Below are 20102 nucleotides of genomic sequence, written 5' to 3'. Positions count from 1 at the left end.
CGGCACCGGGACTCCGGTGCCGCCCTACTTCGTTAGTGTCTGTGTCAGGAACCAACGACTTATCAGAAGGCAGGTACCGTGACTTACCAGAATCCCGCCATGACTTCAGCCACCTCCGGCCTGAATCTCAGCGACTCGGTGTACGAACGCCTGCTTCGCGAGCGCATCATCTTCCTCGGTACGCAGGTGGACGACGACATCGCGAACAAGCTGTGCGCCCAGATCCTGCTGCTGTCGGCCGAGGACCCCACACGGGACATCAACCTGTACATCAACTCGCCGGGTGGTTCGGTCACGGCGGGCATGGCGATCTACGACACCATGCAGTTCGCCGAGTGCGACGTCGCGACCTTCGGTATGGGTCTGGCCGCCTCGATGGGGCAGTTCCTGCTGTCGGCCGGCACCAAGGGCAAGCGGTACGCCCTGCCGCACGCGCGGATCATGATGCACCAGCCGTCCGCCGGTATCGGTGGCACGGCGTCCGACATCGCGATTATGGCCGAGCAGTTCGCGCACACCAAGCGTGAGATGGCCGAGCTCATCGCGGAGCACACCGGTCAGACCGTCGAGCAGATCACCGCCGACTCGGACCGCGACCGTTGGTTCACCGCGAAGGAAGCGCTCGAGTACGGCTTCGTCGACCACGTCGTCACCCGCGCGCGGCAGGCGGGCGGCGCGGGCAACTAGTGCCGCGACCCGAACCCTTCCTTCCGCTCCCATCATCCTTGGAGAACTGATGACCAACCTGTTCGATCCCCGTGCCGCCCACGCACTCGGTGGCCAGGCCCCGTCCGGTGCACAGTCGCGCTACATCCTTCCGTCGTTCATCGAGCACTCCAGCTACGGCGTCAAGGAGTCGAACCCGTACAACAAGCTGTTCGAGGAGCGCATCATCTTCCTCGGCGTGCAGGTGGACGACGCGTCGGCCAACGACGTCATGGCCCAGCTGCTGGTGCTCGAGTCGCTCGACCCCGACCGTGACATCACGATGTACATCAACTCGCCCGGCGGCTCGTTCACGTCGCTGATGGCGATCTACGACACGATGCAGTACGTCCGCGCCGACATCACCACGGTGTGCCTCGGCCAGGCCGCGTCGGCCGCGGCGGTGCTGCTCGCGGCGGGCACCCCCGGCAAGCGGCTCGCGCTGCCGAACGCGCGCGTGCTGATCCACCAGCCGGCCACCGGCGGCATCCAGGGTCAGGTGTCGGACCTCGAGATCCAGGCCGCGGAGATCGAGCGCATGCGTCGTCTCATGGAGACCACGCTCGGCAAGCACACCGGCAAGGATCCCGACGTGATCCGCAAGGACACCGATCGCGACAAGATCCTCACCGCCGAGGAGGCGAAGGAGTACGGCATCATCGACGACGTGCTCCAGTACCGGAAGCTCTCGGCGCAGAAGTGATGCGGGGCATCCCGGTTCGTCGACACGCCCGAGGGGCGGGTTGCGGCGGACCGGGACGCCACCCCGTCAAGCTGGGCAGTCCGCGCACGACGTCGGCCTGATTTTCGCGCCGAGCGCCCGTGTCGCGGGGGAATCACCGCTCTATTGGTCGACCTCGTTCGCGAACTGCGGGTACGGTCACACCAGGGGCCTTCGATCCGGATTCGGGGTTCGCATCGGCCGCACCGCGGCGGTGGGGGACCGGGTGAGGATGCTCGCACGTAGACAAGGAAGTAGGGACCTTACGAGATGGCACGCATCGGTGACGGCGGCGATCTGCTCAAGTGCTCTTTCTGCGGTAAGAGCCAGAAGCAGGTCAAGAAGCTCATTGCGGGACCCGGGGTCTACATTTGCGACGAATGCATCGATCTCTGTAACGAGATCATCGAGGAAGAGCTGGCGGAGTCGAGCGAGGTCAAGCTCGACGAGCTGCCGAAGCCCGCGGAGATCCGCGAGTTCCTCGAGAACTATGTGATCGGCCAGGATTCGGCGAAGCGGACCCTGGCGGTCGCGGTGTACAACCACTACAAGCGCATCCAGGCCGGCGACCGGGGCCGCGACGCCCGCGGGGAGACGGTCGAACTCGCGAAGTCGAACATTCTGATGCTCGGCCCCACCGGGTGTGGCAAGACCTACCTGGCGCAGACGCTCGCGAAGATGCTCAACGTCCCCTTCGCGATCGCGGACGCCACCGCGCTCACCGAGGCCGGCTACGTCGGCGAGGACGTCGAGAACATCCTGCTGAAGCTGATCCAGGCCGCCGACTACGACGTCAAGCGCGCCGAGACCGGCATCATCTACATCGACGAGGTCGACAAGATCGCCCGCAAGAGCGAGAACCCGTCGATCACCCGCGACGTCTCCGGTGAGGGTGTGCAGCAGGCGCTGCTGAAGATCCTCGAGGGCACGCAGGCAAGTGTTCCTCCGCAGGGTGGGCGGAAGCATCCGCATCAGGAGTTCATCCAGATCGACACGACGAACGTGCTGTTCATCGTCGCCGGCGCCTTCGCCGGTCTCGAGAAGATCGTGTCGGATCGGGTGGGCAAGCGCGGCATCGGTTTCGGCGCGGAGGTCCGGTCCAAGGCCGAGATCGACACGCAGGACCACTTCGCGGAGGTCATGCCGGAGGATCTGATCAAGTTCGGTCTGATTCCGGAGTTCATCGGCCGTCTGCCCGTCGTCGCGTCGGTGACCAACCTCGACAAGGATTCGCTCGTCACGATCCTCTCCGAGCCGAAGAACGCTCTCGTGAAGCAGTACACGCGGCTGTTCGACATGGACGGGGTGGAGTTGGAGTTCTCGGCGGACGCCCTCGAGGCGATCGCGGACCAGGCGATCCATCGCGGTACCGGCGCGCGTGGCCTGCGGGCGATCATGGAGGAAGTCCTTCTGCCGGTGATGTACGACATCCCCAGTCGCGACGACGTCGCGAAGGTGGTCGTGACCGCGGAGACGGTGAACGACAACGTGCTCCCGACGATCGTGCCCCGCAAGCCGGAACGCGAGCGCCGCGACAAGAGCGCGTAGGAGCGGTAGGACCTCGTGGAGGGGCCCGGGTGCCATCGGCACCCGGGCCCCTCTGCCGTGTCAGGGTGCGAGCAGAAGCGCGAGCGCCAGTGCCGTCAGCTCCTTCTCGAAAGCGTCGAGATCGGGTGCGATGCCCGTGGTCGATTCCCGCTCCCACGTAGCGAGGGCGGACACGACGAACCGGGCCGTCGTCGCGACCCTGCGGGTCCGGGCCTCGGGGTCGAGGTGTGCCAGTTCCGCACCGATACGGGCGAAGAGCCCCTTGAGCAGGTCCATGCCCTGGATGCGCGGGTAGCGGGCGTCCTCCGGGAGCAGGGTGGTGGGCCGGTCGACGAAGTCCATGTGGACTCCGGTCAACCACTGCTCGTTGAAGCGCGCCCAGTAGGACGGCTTGTGGGCGGAGATCTCCGCGACGAACGGATGGACGTAGGCGGCGACCAGCCGGTCGAGGCGATCGGCGGCGTCTTCGGGGATCTCGTCGAGCATGCGGGCGCGCAGCTCGTTGACGGTGCCGATGTGTTCGAGCCACACCGATTCGAGCAGGCCGTCCCACGATCCGAAGTGGTAGGTAATGGCCGAGTTGTTCCGCTGGCCGGCCGTTCTCACGATCTCGCGGGCGGAGACTCCGTGCAGTCCGCGTTCGGCGATGAGGCGCTCGGCGACGAGAAGGATCGTGTCGCGACCGTTCGAGTTCATAGCGGCAAGAGTACTGAATGGGTTATCTTCTTCGGGCTAAGAAAGATTTCTTAATTTGGAGGTGTTCGTGAATCCGCTGTCGAGGAACGGGGGCGTGCGCGCCCGTCGTGCCGGCCTCTTCACGGTTGCTGCAACGACGGTGGCGCTGGTCGCTGCCGGATGCAGCAGCGACGGTAAGTCCGACGAGTCCCATGCGGCTCTCGAACCCGGGCAACTGCTTTCGGTCCAGGAGTTGCGCGGTGCGCCGGTGCTCCCCAGCGCCGGCCGCAGTGAACTGATCACATACGTGTCGCAGAATGCGCAGGGCGACCCGGTGGTTGTGTCGGGGACGGTGTCGATACCCCGCACCCCGGCGCCCGACGGCGGTTGGCCGGTGCTCAGCTGGGCACACGGCACCACCGGTGTCTCCGACATCTGCGCGCCGTCGAACGACACCGCCGACGGTCCGGCGCACGACTACCTGGGCGGCGTCGACGCGGTTCTCGACAGGTACGTCGCCGACGGCTATGTCGTAGTGCAGACCGACTACGTCGGCATGGGCACCCCCGGCGGCCACCCCTACATGGACGGTGGCACGGAGGCGAACGCGGTGGTCGACATCGTCCGCGCCAGCCGGGAGATCGACGACTCGATCAGCAATCAGTGGTACGCGATGGGGCACAGCCAGGGCGGGCACGCCACCCTGTTCACCGCGGCTCAGGGGAGCGAGCGTGCACCCGAACTCGATCTGCGAGGCGCGGTCGCGATCGCCCCGGGCAACGAGACGAGTGCGACGCCGCAGTACCTGGCGTCCGGTGACCCCGCGGTGGCCCCGGCACTGGCCTTCCTGCCGCTGATCCTGCTGGGTGCCGAGGCTGCGGATCCGTCGATCGTGGCGGATTCGTACGTCACGCCGGAGTCGCAGGTGCTGCTCACCGCGGCGCGTACCGGGTGCGTCGGTCAGATCCGGAACGTGATCGGTTCGGTGCCGGTCGACAAGGCGTTCGCGCCGGGCGCCGACATCGACAAGCTCGTGACGTACCTGAAGAAGCAGTCGCTCGGACAGCTGACGCTCATGGTTCCGACGCTGGTGCTGCAGGGCACCGCCGACACCCTCATCGCGGAACCGGGCAGCCGGGCAGTGGTCGAGACGTTGTGCAGCAACGGTTCCGAGGTCGCCTACAAGACGTACGAGGGTGCCGATCACCGGTCCGCCGTGCCGCAGTCGTTCGACGATGCCGAACAGTTCTTCGGCGCCTTGCAGGCGGGGGAGAAGCCGGCCGGCCTCTGCTAGAACGGCCCGAACAGTTCCGAGTACCGGGGCGGGTTCCCGACGAGTTCGCCCTCGGGCAGGGTGACGACGGTGTCGGCCAGTCGCACGACACCGTCGTCGTCCCGGCACTCGGTGGTGACGCGGTAATCGGCGCTGCCCGTGTACTGCCCCGCGAGATGGAGTGTCTCGGTGGGCATCGTGGTCCACCAGATGCCGAGTCCACCGTCGTAGATCTCCTGCAGATCGGTGATCACGGGTCGGCCGACGGTGTCGAAGACGACGGTCGCGCACCGCGCCGGTGCGTCGGTGGTGGAGTCGATGTTCAGCATCGTCACGAGGATCGAGTTGCCGAAGGTGCGCACGTCGCCCTGCCCGGTCACCGTCGCCGCGGCCGGCGCTGCACCGAATGTCCCGGCCACCGCGAGTGCACCCGCCGTGGCGGCCCCCGCGACGTGCCGTTTCCGTCCTCCGGCCATGCCGTGACGCCCTCCCGTTCGCCCGACCCGCGTGGTCTCCACTGTGGCACGCCGCGCCCCGCGCGAGTGGGCGAACGGGTGTCAGATCTTGATCCGCTGCTCGCCCGAGTAGACGTTCATGCTCTCTCCGCGCAAGAAGCCGACGAGGGTCATCCCGCGGTCTCGGGCCAGGTCGACGGCCAGCGACGACGGTGCCGAAACCGCGGCGAGGACCGGGATCCCGGCCATCGCGGCCTTCTGCGCCAGTTCGAACGACGCGCGTCCGCTGACGACGAGGACGGTGTCGGACGCCGGGACGCGGCCTGCGGTGAGCGCCCAGCCGAGCACCTTGTCGACCGCATTGTGGCGCCCGACGTCCTCGCGGAGGGCGAGCAGCGCGCCGTCGGCGGTGAACACCCCGGCCGCGTGGAGGCCGCCGGTCGCCTCGAACACGCGCTGGCCCTTGCGCAGGGTGGGCGGCATCGACGCCAGCGCGGTCGCGGTGACCTCGAGCGCGTTGTCGGACAACGGGTACCGACTCCGCACCGCGACCTCGTCGAGCGACGCCTTGCCGCACACCCCGCACGCGGACGTGGTGAGGAACTCGCGCCGCCCGCGGTTGCCCGGGTCGGGCACCTCGGCGGCCAGTTCGACGTCGAGGACGTTGTAGGTGTTGGCGCCGTCCGCGTCGACCCCGTCGCAGTAGCGGACGGCTCGCACGTCCTCGGGTGACGCGATGATCCCCTCCGTCAGCAGGAACCCGTGGACCAGTTCGACGTCGTGGCCCGGGGTGCGCATCGTGACGGTGAGCGACCGCCCGCCGAGACGGATCTCGAGCGGCTCCTCGACCGCGAGGGCGTCCGGCCGACGGCGGGTGCCGTCCGGCGTGATGCGCAGGACCGGTCGGCGTGCGGTGACCCGGCCCACCTAGCGATCTCCGTTCGGTTCGAGAGGCACGACAACGGTTTTCGACGCCGAAGTGTTCGACTTCACCGCCACGTGGTCGAGTGGGGCGAGGGGATTGGTCTTCGAGTAGTAGGCGGCGGCGTTGCCGCGGGGGGTGCGGTACTCGACCACCCGGAAATCGAGGACCCGCCGTTCCTCGGCGGTGCCGTCGGCGGTCGCCCCCTCCGGCACCAAGTCCACCGGTGGCCCGTTGTGCAGCCCCATCTCGGCGATGTCCTCCCGGGGCCCCGTGCGCGTCATGACCCCATAGTGGCCCGATTCGGTCGGGTCCGCACGATCCGACGCACCGAACCACCAGGTAGTGTCGGCTAGCCTTACCTTCTCCTGCATGCACCACCACGACACGAAGGGTCCTTCGATGGGTGATCTCCAGTCGCGAGCCGGCGCAATCTCGCGCCGAGGATTCCTGATCGGCAGCTCCGGCGCGCTTCTCGCGTTCGCCGCCGCGTGCAGCAGCGGATCCGGCGACGGTGGTTCCGGCGGGGCCTCCGGTGCGACGATCACCCACAAGTACGGCCGCACGACGGTGCCGGAGAACCCGCAGCGGATCGTCAGCGTCGGCTACAACGACCAGGACGCGTTGCTCGCGCTCGGCGCGGTTCCCGTCGGCGTCTTCGACTGGTACGGCAATTATCCGTACGGGGTGTGGCCGTGGTCGCAGCCGCTGCTCGGCGACGCCCAGCCGGCGATCATCGGCAGCGCGAGCACCGGTATCGACGTCGAGAAGGTCGCGGCCGCCGCACCGGATCTCATCGTGGGCACGTACTCCGGACTGACCCAGGGGCAGTACGACAAGCTGTCCGCGCTCGCGCCGACCGTCGCACAGCCCGCGGGCGTCGCCGACTACGGCGTGCGTTGGCAGGACCAGACCACGATCCTCGGCGAGGCGCTCGGCAAGCAGGATCGGGCCGCCGAACTGGTGGCGGGTGTGCAGCAGCGCTTCACCGACGTGGCCGCGGCCAACCCGTCGTTCGCGGGCAAGACGGTTCTCGTCGGCGCACTCAAGGGTCCCGGCCAGTTCGGTGTGTACGGGCCCGAGGATCCCAAGGTCCGTTTCTTCACCGAGCTCGGCTTCGTGAATCCGCCTGTCGCGGAACAGGTCCGCAAGACCAATTTCGCGGAGATCAGCACCGAGCAGCTCTCCCTCGCGGACGTCGACCTGCTCGTCTGGTACGCGGGCGGCGGCTTCGGTGACGACCTGCGGGCCGAGCTGGCGAAGACACCCGTCTACCAGACCCTCGACGTCGTCAAGGACGGTCGGACGATCGTGCTCGAGGACGAGGCGGCCGAGGCGATGGCCTGGTCGACCGTGGTGAGCCTGCCGTACGCGCTGGACCAGATCCCGCCGCGCATCGCGCCCCTGTTCGCCTGAACCAGCCGGTACTCTCGCGGTCATGGGCGTGAGGCCAGTGACCCGAGCAGACATTCCGGCGCTGTCGCGCGCTCTCGCGGAAGCGTTCGACGACGACCCCGTCATGTGCTGGATGTTCCCGAACGACGCGAAACGTCCCACCGGGATGGCGCGTCTGTTCGCGGCGGAGACCCGCTACCACCACCTCGCCGGTGGCGGAGCGGAACTGGCGGAGACGCCCGACGGCACGATCGTCGGGGGCGCGCTCTGGGATCCGCCGGGCCGATGGAAGCAGTCGAGTTTCGATTCGCTGCGCAGCCTGCCCGCCGTCGTCCGCGCCCTCGGTGGCAAACTCCGCGTCGGCGCCGAGGTCTCGCACGCGCTCGAGTCCGCCCACCCCACCGCGCCGCACTGGTACCTGTCGACGATCGGGACGTCGTCGGCCGGGCGCGGCGGCGGCTACGGCAAGGCGCTGCTCAACTCCCGGTTGTCGCGTTGTGACGCCGAGGGGGCCCCGGCCTATCTCGAGTCCAGTAAGCACGCCAACATCCCGTACTACGAACGATTCGGGTTCGAGGTCACCGGCGAGATCGTGATCCCGAACGGCGGTCCGACGCTGTGGAAGATGTGGCGCGATCCACGCTGACTTCGGTGGCGTACCGATCAGTGGTACCAATCAGGGGTGACCTCCACCCCGCAGACCCCGCTCGGCACACCGTTCGACGACCTCGACGACTATCTGGCACTGGCCCGGCTGTCCGGACTGGTGTTGTCCCCGGACGGCTCGCGTCTCGTTATCTCGCAGGCAGTCCTCGACGCCGACGAGACCAAGTACGTGTCGGCGCTGTGGGAGATCGACCCCGCCGGTGACCGGTCCGCCCGCAGGATCACCTGGGGAGTCGAAGGCGAAGGGGGCGCGGCGTTCACCAGCACCGGCGACCTGCTGTTCACGGCGTCGCGGCCCGTACCCGGCGCGGCGGACGACGCACCGAATGGGTTGTGGCGGCTTCCGGCCGACGGCGGCGAGGCATCCCGTGTGGCCTGCCGCGGCGGCGGAATCTCCGGTGTCCGCGCGGCACGCTCGGCCCCGCGCGTGGTGGTGTCCACGTCCGCGCTGGCTGCCACCGTCGAGGACGACGAGCGGATCCGCGGCGAGCGCAAGGACAAGAAGGTCAAGGCGATCCTGCACACCGGATACCCGGTCCGACACTGGGATCACGACCTCGGTCCGGACGTCCCGCACCTGCTCGCCGGGACGACGGACGTCGACGGCGAGATCTCGCTCGACGACCTCACCCCGACCCCCGGCATCGCGCTGCGCGAGGCCGACTACGACCTGGCTCCCGACGGCTCGTTCGTCGTGAGCACGTGGTCGCTGCCGGGCGTTCTCGGCTCGATGCGCACCGTGCTGGTGCGCATCGATGCGGCGACGGGGGAGCGGACCACGATCGTCGACGACGACGGCGCGGACCTGTCGCGGCCGGTGATCTCGCCCGACGCTTCGAGCGTCGTGTACCTGCGTGAGTCGTACGGCGATGCCGAACAGGCGCCGCGGATCACGCTGCACCGCTTCGACTTCGAGGACGCCCGCGTCGTGGACCTCGCGTCGGGCTGGGATCGCTGGCCCACCTCGGCCGTGTGGCTCCCGGACTCCGCCGGTGTGCTGCTCACCGCCGACGAGCGAGGCCGCGGCCCCGTCTTCGTGCTGCGCGGCGACGGCACCCCGGCGCCGTTGACCACCGACGACGCCGCCTACTCCGATCTGCAAGTCGCCCCGGACGGCTCGGCGGTGTACGCGCTGCGGGCGTCGTACGCGCGCCCGCCGCACCCGGTCCGGATCGCCCTCACCGGGGTCGACGCGGGCACCGTCACGGAACTACGTGCCCCGTCGGAGCCGCCGCGGCTGCCGGGGCGGCTCACCGAGGTCGTCGGCCAGGCCGACGACGGCACTCCGCTGCGCGCGTGGCTGGCCCTACCGGAGTCCGCGTCGGCCGACGCGCCGGCGCCGCTCGTGCTGTGGGTGCACGGCGGACCGTTGAACTCGTGGAACACATGGTCGTGGCGATGGAACCCGTGGCTGCTGGTGGCGAAGGGCTACGCGGTGCTGCTGCCCGATCCGGCGTTGTCGACGGGCTACGGTCAGGATTTCGTCCAGCGCGGCTGGGGTCAGTGGGGCAAGGCGCCGTTCACCGATCTGATGGCGATCACCGACGCGGCCGTCGCGCTGCCCGAGATCGACGCGAAGCGCACCGCCGCGATGGGCGGCTCCTTCGGCGGCTACATGGCCAACTGGATCGCCGGGCACACCGACCGGTTCCAGGCGATCGTCACGCACGCGAGCCTGTGGGCGCTCGACCAGTTCGCCCCCACCACCGACGCCGCCTGGTACTGGGCCCGCGAGATGACCCCCGAGATGGCGTTCGAGAACTCGCCGCACCTGGCAGTCGCCGACATCGTCACCCCGATGCTGGTGATCCACGGCGACAAGGACTACCGCGTGCCGATCGGCGAGGGATTGCGCCTCTGGTACGAGCTGCTGTCCGAATCGGGGCTGCCCGCGGACGCCGAGGGCAAGACCGACCACCGCTTCCTCTACTTCCCCGACGAGAACCACTGGGTGCTCAGCCCCCAGCACGCCAAGGTCTGGTACCAGGTGGTCGAGTCCTTCCTCGCCGAGCACGTCCTCGAGGAGGACGTCCCGCTCCCCGACGTTCTCGGCTGACCGACTCTCCGCCCCCCGGGCCCGCCCTGCACCCCACTCTCCCCGCGTTTTGCGCACTTATCGCTACTTTTGGCTATCGGCATGTCGCGACAAGTGCGCAAAACGCGAGGGGATGTGGGGGGGATGGACGACACGCGTCCGGAGGTCGGTGAGGGAAGGCCTGCCCGGCGGCCGGCGTCGTTGTGGTGGCGTCTGACGGTCGGCTTGGTGATTCCACTTCTCGCCGCTGCGGCATGTCTGGTCGTGCTGTGGAGCTTGGTGCCGCCCGTCGTGTTCTACCCGCTGTACGTGCTGGCATGGGGAGCCCTGATCATCGTCGGCGTCGTGTGGCTGGCCGCGGTCGTGTTCGGTTCGATCCGCTACGGCTGGCGCGGCGTCACGCTCGTCGCGCCGGTCATCGTGCTGGTCACCGTCGGGCTGGCGGCCGCCGAGTTGCCGGGGCGATTCGGGTGGTGGGTTTCGAAGGACGACCTGCAGCGGGCAGCGATCGCGTGCGCGGATCCGGCCGACGCTACCGATGTCCGATCCCAACGGATCGGTGTGTACCGGGTGCATTCGGTCCAACGCGTCGGAGATCGCGGGTGCCGGTTCACTGTCGAGGGCGGGCTGGTCGACTTCGTGGGTGTCGCCTATTTGCCGGGTGAGCGGCCCTACCTCGGCGAGCCCCGCCGCGACGGGGACATCGGGTATCGGCACATCGAGGGGGACTGGTACGCGTTCGTCCAGCGCTTCTGATCCGCGTTTTGCGCACTTGTCGCGCTTGCGATCCCCGAAATCACGCGACAAGTGCGCGAAACGCGAGGGGAGGGGCGAGGGGTGGCGGGGGCGGTGGCGGGGGTGGCGAGCCGGGTCCGGGCGATTCGCCGTCACTGATTACGATTGGGGGGTGACCAGTGCGCCAGAGACTCCCCAGAACCCCGCAGACGCCCTCCCCAAGAGCTGGGACCCCAGCGCGGTAGAGGCCGACTTGTATCAGGGCTGGGTGGACGCCGGTTACTTCACCGCCGACGCGACGAGCGACAAGCCCGGCTACTCGATCGTGCTTCCCCCGCCGAACGTGACCGGCTCGCTGCACATGGGACACGCCCTCGACCACACCCTGATGGACGCGCTGTGCCGCCGCAAGCGGATGCAGGGGTTCGAGGTGCTGTGGCTGCCCGGCATGGACCACGCCGGTATCGCGACGCAGACCATCGTCGAGAAGCAGCTCGCGGCCGACGGCAAGAAGAAGGAAGACTTCGGCCGCGAGGCCTTCATCGAGAAGGTGTGGGACTGGAAGCGCGAGTCCGGCGGCACGATCCAGGGCCAGATGCGGCGCATCGGCGACGGCGTCGACTGGAGCCGCGACCGGTTCACCATGGACGAGGGGCTCTCCCGCGCCGTCCAGACGATCTTCAAGCGCCTCTACGACGACGGCCTGATCTACCGCGCCGAGCGGCTGGTCAACTGGTCGCCGGTGCTGCAGACCGCGATCTCCGACATCGAGGTGAAGTTCGAGGAGGTCGAGGGTGAGCTCGTCTCGCTGCGCTACGGCTCCCTCAGCGACGACGAGCCGCACGTCATCGTCGCCACCACCCGCGTCGAGACGATGCTCGGTGACACCGCCGTCGCCGTCCACCCCGACGACGAGCGCTACAAGGACCTGATCGGCACCACGCTCGAGCACCCGTTCACGGGTCGGCAGATTCCGATCATCGCGGACGACTACGTCGATCCCGCGTTCGGCACGGGCGCCGTGAAGATCACCCCGGCGCACGACCCCAACGACTTCGAGATGGGCCTGCGGCACAACCTGCCGATGCCCACCATCATGGACAAGACCGGCAAGATCGCCGACACCGGAACGCAGTTCGACGGCATGGACCGCTTCGAGGCCCGCGTCAAGGTGCGCGAGGCGCTCGCCGAGCAGGGCCGCGTCGTCGCCGAGAAGCGTCCGTACGTGCACAGCGTCGGACACTCCGAGCGCTCCGGGGAGACCATCGAACCGCGGCTGTCGATGCAGTGGTGGGTCAAGGTCGACGCGCTGGCCAAAGCCGCGGGCGACGCGGTCCGTGGCGGCGACACCGTCATCCACCCGGCCAGCCAGGAGCCTCGCTGGTTCGCGTGGGTCGACAACATGCACGACTGGTGCATCTCGCGTCAGCTGTGGTGGGGCCACCGCATCCCGATCTGGTACGGCCCGAACGGTGAGGTGCAGTGCTTCGGCCCGGACGAGACCGCACCCGAGGGCTGGGAGCAGGACCCCGACGTCCTCGACACCTGGTTCTCGTCCGGGCTGTGGCCGTTCTCCACGATGGGCTGGCCCGAGAAGACCGCCGAGATCGAGAAGTTCTATCCGACAAGCGTTCTCGTCACCGGCTACGACATCCTGTTCTTCTGGGTGGCCCGGATGATGATGTTCGGCACGTACGTCGCCGGCGACGACGCGGTGCAGGGCGGCAAGGTCCCGTTCAAGGACCTGTTCCTGCACGGCCTGGTGCGCGACCAGTTCGGCAAGAAGATGTCGAAGTCGCGCGGCAACGGCATCGACCCGCTCGACTGGGTGGACCGCTTCGGCGCCGACGCGCTGCGCTTCACGCTGGCCCGCGGTGCGAACCCGGGCAGCGACCTGGCCGTCGGCGAGGACCACGCGCAGTCGTCGCGCAACTTCGCGAACAAGCTGTTCAACGCCACCAAGTTCGCGCTCATGAACGGTGCGGTCGTTGCCGACCTGCCGGCCCGCGACGCGCTCACCGACGCCGACCGCTGGATCCTCGACCGGCTCGAGCAGGTCCGCGGCGAGGTCGACGAGGCGTTCGAGAAGTTCGAGTTCTCCAAGGCCTGCGAGGCGCTCTACCACTTCGCGTGGGACGAGGTGTGCGACTGGTACCTCGAACTCGCCAAGCCGCAGCTCGCCGAGGGCAGCGTGTACACCGACGGTACGAAGGCCGTGCTGGGCAACGTCCTCGACACGCTGCTGCGGATGCTGCACCCGGTGATCCCGTTCGTCACCGAGACGCTCTGGAAGGTGCTCACCGGCGGCGAGTCCGTGGTCGTCGCCGACTGGCCGGTCGCGACCGGCATCGCGACGGATCCCGTTGCCGCGCAGCGGGTCGAGGACATGCAGCGTCTCGTCACCGAGGTGCGCCGCTTCCGCAGCGACCAGGGACTCAAGCCGTCGCAGAAGGTGGCCGCGCGCCTGACCGGTGCCGCCGAGGCCGACATCGAGTCGCAGCTGGCGTCGGTCGCGTTCCTCGCGAAGCTGACCGAGCCCACCGAGACGTTCGCGGCCACCGCGTCCGTCGAGGTGCGACTGAGCAAGGCCACCGTCACCGTCGAGCTGGACACGTCGGGCGCCGTGGATCTCGGGGCGGAGAAGAAGCGTCTCGAGAAGGACCTCGCGGTCGCCGAGAAGGAGCTCGCCGGCACCACTGCCAAGCTGTCGAACGAAGCGTTCCTCGCCAAGGCGCCCGACGCGGTCGTCGACAAGATCCGCGCCCGCCGGCAGGTGGCCCAGGAGGAGATCGCACGCATGTCGGCACGTCTGAAGGAGCTGGGCGGAGCGTGAGTACCGAACGTCCGGGCGCACCCGACCCGGTCGACCTCGCCGAACTCGCGCTCGTCGAGGCTGAGCTGGACCAGCGGTGGCCCGAGACCAAGATCGAGCCGTCGCTGACCCGGATCTCCGCGCTGATGGACCTGCTCGGCTCGCCGCAGCACAGCTATCCGGCCATCCACGTCGCCGGCACCAACGGCAAGACGTCGGTGACGCGGATGATCGACGCGCTGATGACGCACCTGCATCGTCGGACCGGCCGGACCACCAGCCCGCACCTGCAGCTGGCGACGGAACGGATCAGCATCGACGGGTCCCCGATCTCGGTCCGCACCTATGTCGACACCTACCGGGAGATCGAGCCGTACATCCGGATGATCGACCAGCAGTCCGAGGCTGCCGGCGGCCCCGCGATGAGCAAGTTCGAGGTCACCACCGCGATGGCGTACGCGGCCTTCGCCGAGGCGCCCGTGGACGTCGCGGTCGTCGAGACCGGGCTGGGTGGCAAGTGGGATGCGACCAACGTCATCGACGCGCAGGTCGCGGTGATCACCCCGATCGGCCTGGACCACATGGACTACCTCGGCCCCGATCTCGCGTCGATCGCGGGGGAGAAGGCCGGAATCATCAAGAAGGGCCGCGAGAGCGGCGTCGAGGGTGTCGCGCCGGTCGACACCGTCGCCATCATCGCCGAGCAGGCCCCCGAGGTCATGGACGTCCTGCTGCGGCGGGCCGTCGAGGTCGACGCGGCCGTCGCCCGCGAGGGATCCGAGTTCCGGGTTCTGCGCCGACAGATCGCGATCGGCGGCCAGCAACTCGAGCTGCAGGGACTCGGCGGCGTGTACGAGGACATCTTCCTGCCGCTGCACGGCGAGCACCAGGCGCGCAATGCGTCGCTCGCCCTCGCCGCGGTGGAGGCGTTCTTCGGTGCCGGCCCGGACCGGCAGCTCGACGCGGACGCGATCCGCGCGGGCTTCGCGTCGGTCGTCAATCCCGGACGGCTCGAGCGGGTCCGTAACGCGCCGACGGTGTTCCTGGACGCCGCGCACAATCCGCACGGCGCACAGGCACTCGCGGCCGCCTTGTCGGCGGAGTTCGACTTCCGCAAGCTCGTCGGCGTCGTGAGCGTCATGGGTGACAAGGACGTCGACGGGATCCTGTCGGCCCTCGAGCCGGTGTTCGACGAGATCGTCGTGACCCACAACGGGTCGCCGCGCGCGATGGATGTCGAGGATCTCGCCAACCGTGCAGTCGCGCGGTTCGGCGACGAACGTGTCGTGGTGGCGTCCACCCTGCCGGACGCCCTCGAGACCGCGATCGGGTTGGCCGAGGAGGTCGCCGAACCAGGTGAGGCAGTATCGGGAGCGGGTGTCGTCGTCACCGGGTCCGTCGTGACCGCCGGCGTCGCCCGATCCCTGTTCGGAAAGGACCCCGCGTGAGCGACAACCCGGAACCCGAGTTCCGTGCCCCGGTGAACGATCCGTGGAAGGGGTTCCGCGGCGTGATGGCCGGGACCCTCATCCTCGAGGCCATCGTCGTGCTGCTGGCGCTGCCGGTCGTGGCGGTCGTGAACTCGACGGGCCTGACGTGGGCCTCGGGCCTCTACATCTGCGTGCTGGCACTGCTCATGATCCTGGGCGCGGGCGTACAGGGGAAGCCGTGGGCGATGAAGTTCAACCTGACGCTGCAGGTTGCGACGATCCTCGGCTTCTTCATCGACATCTCGCTCGGTGTTATCGGTGTGCTCTTCGGCGCGGTCTGGCTGTACATCGTGTACCTGCGCAAGGACATCTCCGAGCGCATCGCGCGGGGTCTGCTGCCGGGACAACGAGACTGACCGTCTAGGCTGTTCGCCGTGACTGAGCGCACCCTGGTACTGATCAAGCCCGACGGCGTGGCCCGCGGCTACGTCGGCGAGATCCTCTCCCGCATCGAACGCAAGGGCCTGACCATTGCGGCGATGGAGATGCGGACCGCGCCGAACGACGTGGCCGCCACGCACTACGCCGAGCACGAGGGCAAGCCCTTCTACCCGGGGCTGCTCGAGTTCATCACCTCGGGTCCGCTCGTGGCGGCGGTTCTCGAAGGTCCGCGGGCGATCGCGGCGTTCCGCCAGATCGCCGGCGGCACCGACCCCGTCGAGAAGGCTGTTCCCGGCACCATTCGTGCCGATCTCGCGCTGGACGGCGGACAGAATCTGGTCCACGGATCCGACTCCGTGGAATCCGCCGAGCGGGAGATCGCGCTCTGGTTTCCGCAGCTCGCACGGGTCTGACACCCTCTACCTCAGGACGCTCCCGGGCTTTCGTGCCCGCGGAGCGTCCCTTCGTTTCGGCACCTATCGGTGCGCCGCTGGGCGGACAAACCGCTGCCGTGTGGGATACTGGGGGAGGCCGGACCGCAATTTGGTTCCACGCGGATTCGGCCGGATGACACCCACGGAACGAAGCCCGTCATCGCTGCCACATCAGTACAGGTAATCCCTGTCACGTGAGGCACGCTGGATGAGCAGGCGCTCGGGCCGTGATCGGTCAGGCGCATGCGCCGTGGATCGCCGCCATCCAGCCAGGCACCGCGCGATTCTGCAGTGATAACGGACACTGTGGAGTACGTGGAGCGAGACCAGACAATCTCGTGCCCGAGGTACGAGTACACAACCATCGCCCCCGCGCGGCCGCGTCACATTCGACAGACAGACGGATGGACGCGCCCGGGGGCTCGAGGAGAATACGTGGCCGATCAAGCGCCGCCCGAAAACGTGCAGGAACCGATCGTGGAAGCGTCGGTCCAAGCGAGTGCCACCCCGGCACTGCCCGAGAAGATCCGCGCCCACGCGTTGGCCAAGCTTCTCGGTGTGACGAGCAAGCAGGTCCTCGCCGAGGCCGCCGCACTCGGCACCGAGCTGCGCAGCGCGCAGTCGAGTCTGACCCGTGAGATCGCGGAGCGTATCCACGCCACCGTGACGGGGACTGCTGCCGGGGCCGAGCAGGTGACCGCACCGGTCGCCGCCACCGAGCCAGAAGCCACCGAGCCAGAAGCCGCCGAGCAGGTAGCCCCCGAGGAGACCCCGCCGGCCGAGAAGCCGGCGCCCCGTAAGCGGGCCCGCAAGAAGGCTGCCCCCAAGGCCGAGAAGCCGGCCGAGTCCGCCCCGTCGCCCACGACGGCGGAGGAGTCGGCAGAGACCTCCGGCGTGGGCGAAACGCTCTTCACGGACGCCGAGCCCGCCGCCGAGAAGGAAGAGGCCGCCGCTCCTGCGGTAGTGCAGGCACCGTTGTTCCTGCAGCCCGACGCCGCGGCAGCGGAGCCTGCTCCGCGTCGTCGGCGCAGCCGTCGGGCCGCGGCAGCCCCCGAGGTGACCGAGGAGCCGCAGCCGGAGAAGGTGGCGTCCGCCGCGGAGCCGGCCGCCGACAAGGCTTCGGCCGAGGCGACCGACACCGAGGCCACCGCAGACTCCTCGGAGTCGTCGGAGTCGTCCGCCTCGTCCGACGCCGGGGAGTCGACCGATACCGAGAGCGGCGATCAGCAGCGTCGCCGTCGCCGGGGCCGTCGCGGCCGCGGCCGTGGGCGCGGCGAGCAGCACGCCGAGGGCGAGACCGAGGACACCGACAAGACCGAGGAGACCGCCTCGGAAGCCGCCGAATCGACCGGCAAGAACGCCGACGACACGGCAGCCGAGGCCGGTACCGAGAGTACCGAGGCATCCGAGGGCGAGGCGTCGGAGTCCGACGACGAGGGTGACGGCTCGAGCCGTCGTCGGCGCCGTCGTCGTCGCCGTCGCGGCGGCGCCGACGGTGAGGTCGCCTCCGAGGACGATCCGCCGAACACCGTCGTGCACGAGCGTGAGCCGCGAAACAAGCCGCGGACCAAGGACGAGGTGCAGGGGATCAGCGGATCCACCCGACTCGAGGCGAAGCGTCAGCGTCGCCGCGACGGTCGGGACGCCGGACGTCGTCGCCCGCCGATCCTGAGCGAGTCGGAGTTCCTGGCCCGCCGCGAGGCGGTCGACCGGGTCATGGTCGTCCGCGAGAAGGTCGGTGGTGCCAACCCGGCAGCGTCGACGCAGGTCGCGGTCCTCGAGGACGGCGTGCTCGTGGAGCACTTCGTCACCGGGTCGTCCTCCACGTCGATGGTCGGAAACGTCTACCTGGGTCGTGTGCAGAACGTGCTGCCCAGCATGGAGGCCGCCTTCATCGACATCGGCCGCGGACGCAACGGCGTCCTGTACGCGGGCGAGGTCAACTGGGAGGCCGCCGGTCTCGGTGGGCGCGAGCGCAAGATCGAGCAGGCGCTCAAGCCCGGCGATCAGGTGCTGGTGCAGGTCAGCAAGGACCCGGTGGGGCACAAGGGCGCCCGCCTGACCACGCAGATCAGCCTGGCCGGACGGTTCCTCGTGTACGTGCCCGGCGGAACGTCCACCGGCATCAGCCGAAAGCTGCCCGACACCGAGCGCAAGCGTCTCAAGGAGATTCTCCGCGAGATCGTGCCGGCCGACGCCGGTGTGATCATCCGGACGGCGTCCGAGGGCGTCAGCGAGGAGGAACTGTCCCGCGACGTCACCCGTCTGCAGACGCAGTGGGCGACGATCGAGGAGCAGGCCGCGAAGGCGAAGGACGGCAAGTCCGGTTCGCCGCAGGCGCTGTACGAGGAGCCCGACCTCCTCGTCAAGGTTGTGCGTGACCTGTTCAACGAGGACTTCTCGAAGCTGGTGATCGAGGGCGAGAAGGCCTGGAACACCGTCGAGACCTACATCAAGACGGTGGCGCCGGACCTGCTGCCGCGCGTCGAGCGGCACGATCCCGCGCCGGGCACCCCGGACGTCTTCGAGACCCACCGCATCGACGAGCAGCTCGCGAAGGCACTCGATCGGAAAGTCTGGCTGCCTTCCGGTGGCACGCTGGTGATCGACCGCACCGAGGCGATGACCGTGGTCGACGTCAACACCGGCAAGTTCACCGGTGCCGGCGGCAACCTCGAGGAGACCGTCACGCGGAACAACCTCGAGGCTGCCGAGGAGATCGTGCGGCAGATGCGCCTGCGCGACATCGGCGGCATGATCGTCATCGACTTCATCGACATGGTGCTCGAGTCGAACCGCGATCTGGTGCTGCGCCGACTCACCGAGTCGCTGGGCCGGGACCGCACCCGCCACCAGGTGTCCGAGGTGACGTCGCTGGGCCTGGTCCAGGTCACGCGCAAGAAGCTCGGCACCGGGCTGGTCGAAGCGTTCTCGACCACGTGCGAGCACTGCCACGGGCGCGGCATCATCGTCCACACCGAGCCGGTGGAGACGAAGTCGTCCGACGACGGTGGCCGCGGCCAGGGGCAGGGCAAGGAGTCGGGCGGTGGTGGCCGCAAGAAGCGTGGCCGCGATCGCGCGGCGGCGGCGACGCCGGCACCGACGCCCGAACCGGAGTCCAACGGTCAGCACGCGCACCCGTCCGCCGAGGAGGCGGCCGCCGACGCGACCGTCAAGCGTGCCCACCCGGTCGCGCTCGCGATGGCGTCGCACCACCCCGACCACGATCCGTCCGGCGGGCCGGCGGCCGAGGAAGCAGCGCCGCCGTCCGAGGAAGCAGCGCCGGCGGCCGAGGACGCCACGCAGACCTCGCCGGCCGACGTCGCGCAGCCGGACACGGTCGAGACGCCGCGGACGGAGCCGGAGGCAACACCCGAGCCGCAGGCGACGGCGGAACCGACGTCCGAGTCCGCACCCGAACCGGAGGCGGCGCCGCGCCGTCGACGGAGCCGACGGGTCTCCCGCGAGGCGGCCGCACCGGCGGCGGACAGCCCCGAGTCGGGGACGGTGTTCGTGATGTCCGCCACGGAGCCCGCTCCGACGGCCGAAGTCCCGGCGGCATCCGAGCCGGCGCCCGAGGCAGCGGAGGGCACGTCGTCGCCCGATGGCGAGGCTCCCGCCGAGCCTGCAGTCGCTCCACGCAAGCCGCGTCGTCGCCGTGCCGCCGCACGTCCCGCCGGTCCTCCGGTGGACGCCGACGCCTGATTCGTCCCGTGGTGCTTCACCGCTCCGTCGACTTCGGGCGGTGAAGCACCACAGCGGGAACGGTGTTGCGTCAGTTTGACCCTGACGGCCACTGTCCCGTAATCTTGACCGGTCGCTACCCGGCGATACCGCTCTGCTGCGCCCGCTTCG

Annotated in this window: 17 protein-coding genes; 13 read left to right on the top strand and 4 right to left on the bottom strand. The window is 69.0% G+C overall.

The window, feature by feature from the left end; genetic code table 11:
- The first annotated feature begins 78 nt into the window (after positions 1-78).
- The 3 genes from C7H75_RS15800 to clpX all read left to right on the top strand — a co-directional run bounded on the left by C7H75_RS15800 (position 79) and on the right by clpX (position 2974).
- Complete coding sequence (locus C7H75_RS15800) at positions 79-687, top strand: ATP-dependent Clp protease proteolytic subunit (RefSeq protein ID WP_013416512.1); 609 nt, start codon at positions 79-81, stop codon at positions 685-687.
- Positions 688-736: 49 nt separating this feature from the next.
- Positions 737-1408 carry an ATP-dependent Clp protease proteolytic subunit gene (locus tag C7H75_RS15795; RefSeq protein WP_005512232.1) on the top strand — a complete coding sequence of 224 codons (672 nt, stop codon included), beginning with the start codon at positions 737-739 and terminating at the stop codon, positions 1406-1408.
- 288 nt (positions 1409-1696) lie between these two features.
- Positions 1697-2974, top strand: coding sequence for an ATP-dependent Clp protease ATP-binding subunit ClpX (gene clpX / locus C7H75_RS15790; RefSeq protein WP_005512233.1), 1278 nt, complete (start codon positions 1697-1699; stop codon positions 2972-2974).
- Between the two features lie 60 nt (positions 2975-3034).
- Here clpX and C7H75_RS15785 read toward each other — a convergent pair whose 3' ends face one another.
- Positions 3035-3670 carry a TetR/AcrR family transcriptional regulator gene (locus tag C7H75_RS15785; RefSeq protein WP_064078589.1) on the bottom strand — a complete coding sequence of 212 codons (636 nt, stop codon included), beginning with the start codon at positions 3668-3670 and terminating at the stop codon, positions 3035-3037.
- A 94-nt stretch (positions 3671-3764) separates the two neighbouring features.
- On the opposite strand from C7H75_RS15785, the gene C7H75_RS15780 reads away from it, so the two are divergent.
- The gene (locus C7H75_RS15780) at positions 3765-4943 is read left to right on the top strand and encodes an alpha/beta hydrolase family protein (protein WP_233281777.1); all 1179 of its coding nucleotides are present in this window, start codon (positions 3765-3767) and stop codon (positions 4941-4943) included.
- On the opposite strand, the gene C7H75_RS15775 is transcribed toward C7H75_RS15780, so the two are convergent.
- From C7H75_RS15775 to C7H75_RS15765, 3 genes are all read right to left on the bottom strand, one after another.
- Positions 4940-5398, bottom strand: a complete 459-nt coding sequence (locus C7H75_RS15775) for a 3-oxoacyl-ACP synthase (RefSeq protein ID WP_081182032.1) — start codon at positions 5396-5398, stop codon at positions 4940-4942. The genes C7H75_RS15780 and C7H75_RS15775 overlap by 4 nt on opposite strands.
- An 81-nt stretch (positions 5399-5479) precedes the next feature.
- Positions 5480-6304 carry a formate dehydrogenase accessory sulfurtransferase FdhD gene (gene fdhD, locus C7H75_RS15770; protein ID WP_081120500.1) on the bottom strand — a complete coding sequence of 275 codons (825 nt, stop codon included), beginning with the start codon at positions 6302-6304 and terminating at the stop codon, positions 5480-5482.
- A complete protein-coding gene (locus C7H75_RS15765; protein ID WP_175280039.1) occupies positions 6305-6583 on the bottom strand; it encodes a hypothetical protein in 279 nt (92 codons plus the stop codon).
- Between the two features lie 118 nt (positions 6584-6701).
- On the opposite strand from C7H75_RS15765, the gene C7H75_RS15760 reads away from it, so the two are divergent.
- The 9 genes from C7H75_RS15760 to C7H75_RS15720 all read left to right on the top strand — a co-directional run bounded on the left by C7H75_RS15760 (position 6702) and on the right by C7H75_RS15720 (position 19952).
- Entirely contained in the window at positions 6702-7715 is a 1014-nt protein-coding gene (locus C7H75_RS15760) for an iron-siderophore ABC transporter substrate-binding protein (RefSeq protein WP_013416507.1), read from the top strand.
- Positions 7716-7737: 22 nt separating this feature from the next.
- Positions 7738-8340 (top strand): GNAT family N-acetyltransferase, encoded by a 603-nt coding sequence (locus C7H75_RS15755; RefSeq protein WP_005512244.1) that lies wholly within the window; start codon positions 7738-7740, stop codon positions 8338-8340.
- 36 nt (positions 8341-8376) lie between these two features.
- Entirely contained in the window at positions 8377-10416 is a 2040-nt protein-coding gene (locus tag C7H75_RS15750; RefSeq protein ID WP_106851568.1) for a S9 family peptidase, read from the top strand.
- Between the two features lie 123 nt (positions 10417-10539).
- Entirely contained in the window at positions 10540-11151 is a 612-nt protein-coding gene (locus C7H75_RS15745) for a hypothetical protein (RefSeq protein WP_106851567.1), read from the top strand.
- A gap of 151 nt (positions 11152-11302) precedes the next feature.
- Positions 11303-13963: a valine--tRNA ligase gene (locus C7H75_RS15740; protein WP_106851566.1), complete on the top strand. Its 2661-nt coding sequence runs from the start codon at positions 11303-11305 to the stop codon at positions 13961-13963.
- Positions 13960-15390 (top strand): bifunctional tetrahydrofolate synthase/dihydrofolate synthase, encoded by a 1431-nt coding sequence (gene folC / locus C7H75_RS15735; RefSeq protein ID WP_013416503.1) that lies wholly within the window; start codon positions 13960-13962, stop codon positions 15388-15390. Before C7H75_RS15740 ends, folC begins: the two co-directional genes overlap by 4 nt.
- Positions 15387-15788, top strand: a complete 402-nt coding sequence (locus tag C7H75_RS15730) for a DUF4233 domain-containing protein (RefSeq protein ID WP_005512255.1) — start codon at positions 15387-15389, stop codon at positions 15786-15788. The genes folC and C7H75_RS15730 overlap by 4 nt, the downstream gene beginning before the upstream one ends.
- A gap of 18 nt (positions 15789-15806) precedes the next feature.
- Positions 15807-16226 carry a nucleoside-diphosphate kinase gene (ndk, locus tag C7H75_RS15725; protein ID WP_005512256.1) on the top strand — a complete coding sequence of 140 codons (420 nt, stop codon included), beginning with the start codon at positions 15807-15809 and terminating at the stop codon, positions 16224-16226.
- A 456-nt stretch (positions 16227-16682) separates the two neighbouring features.
- Entirely contained in the window at positions 16683-19952 is a 3270-nt protein-coding gene (locus C7H75_RS15720) for a translation initiation factor IF-2 N-terminal domain-containing protein (protein ID WP_106851565.1), read from the top strand.
- The last annotated feature ends 150 nt before the right edge of the window (positions 19953-20102 follow it).

Origin of the sequence: Rhodococcus (subgen. Prescottella) equi (assembly GCF_003013675.1) — a bacterium.
In the GTDB taxonomy this organism is placed as follows: domain Bacteria; phylum Actinomycetota; class Actinomycetes; order Mycobacteriales; family Mycobacteriaceae; genus Prescottella; species Prescottella equi.
Note: the sequence above shows the minus strand (reverse complement) of the source record. Positions and strands in the feature narration are given on the sequence as shown.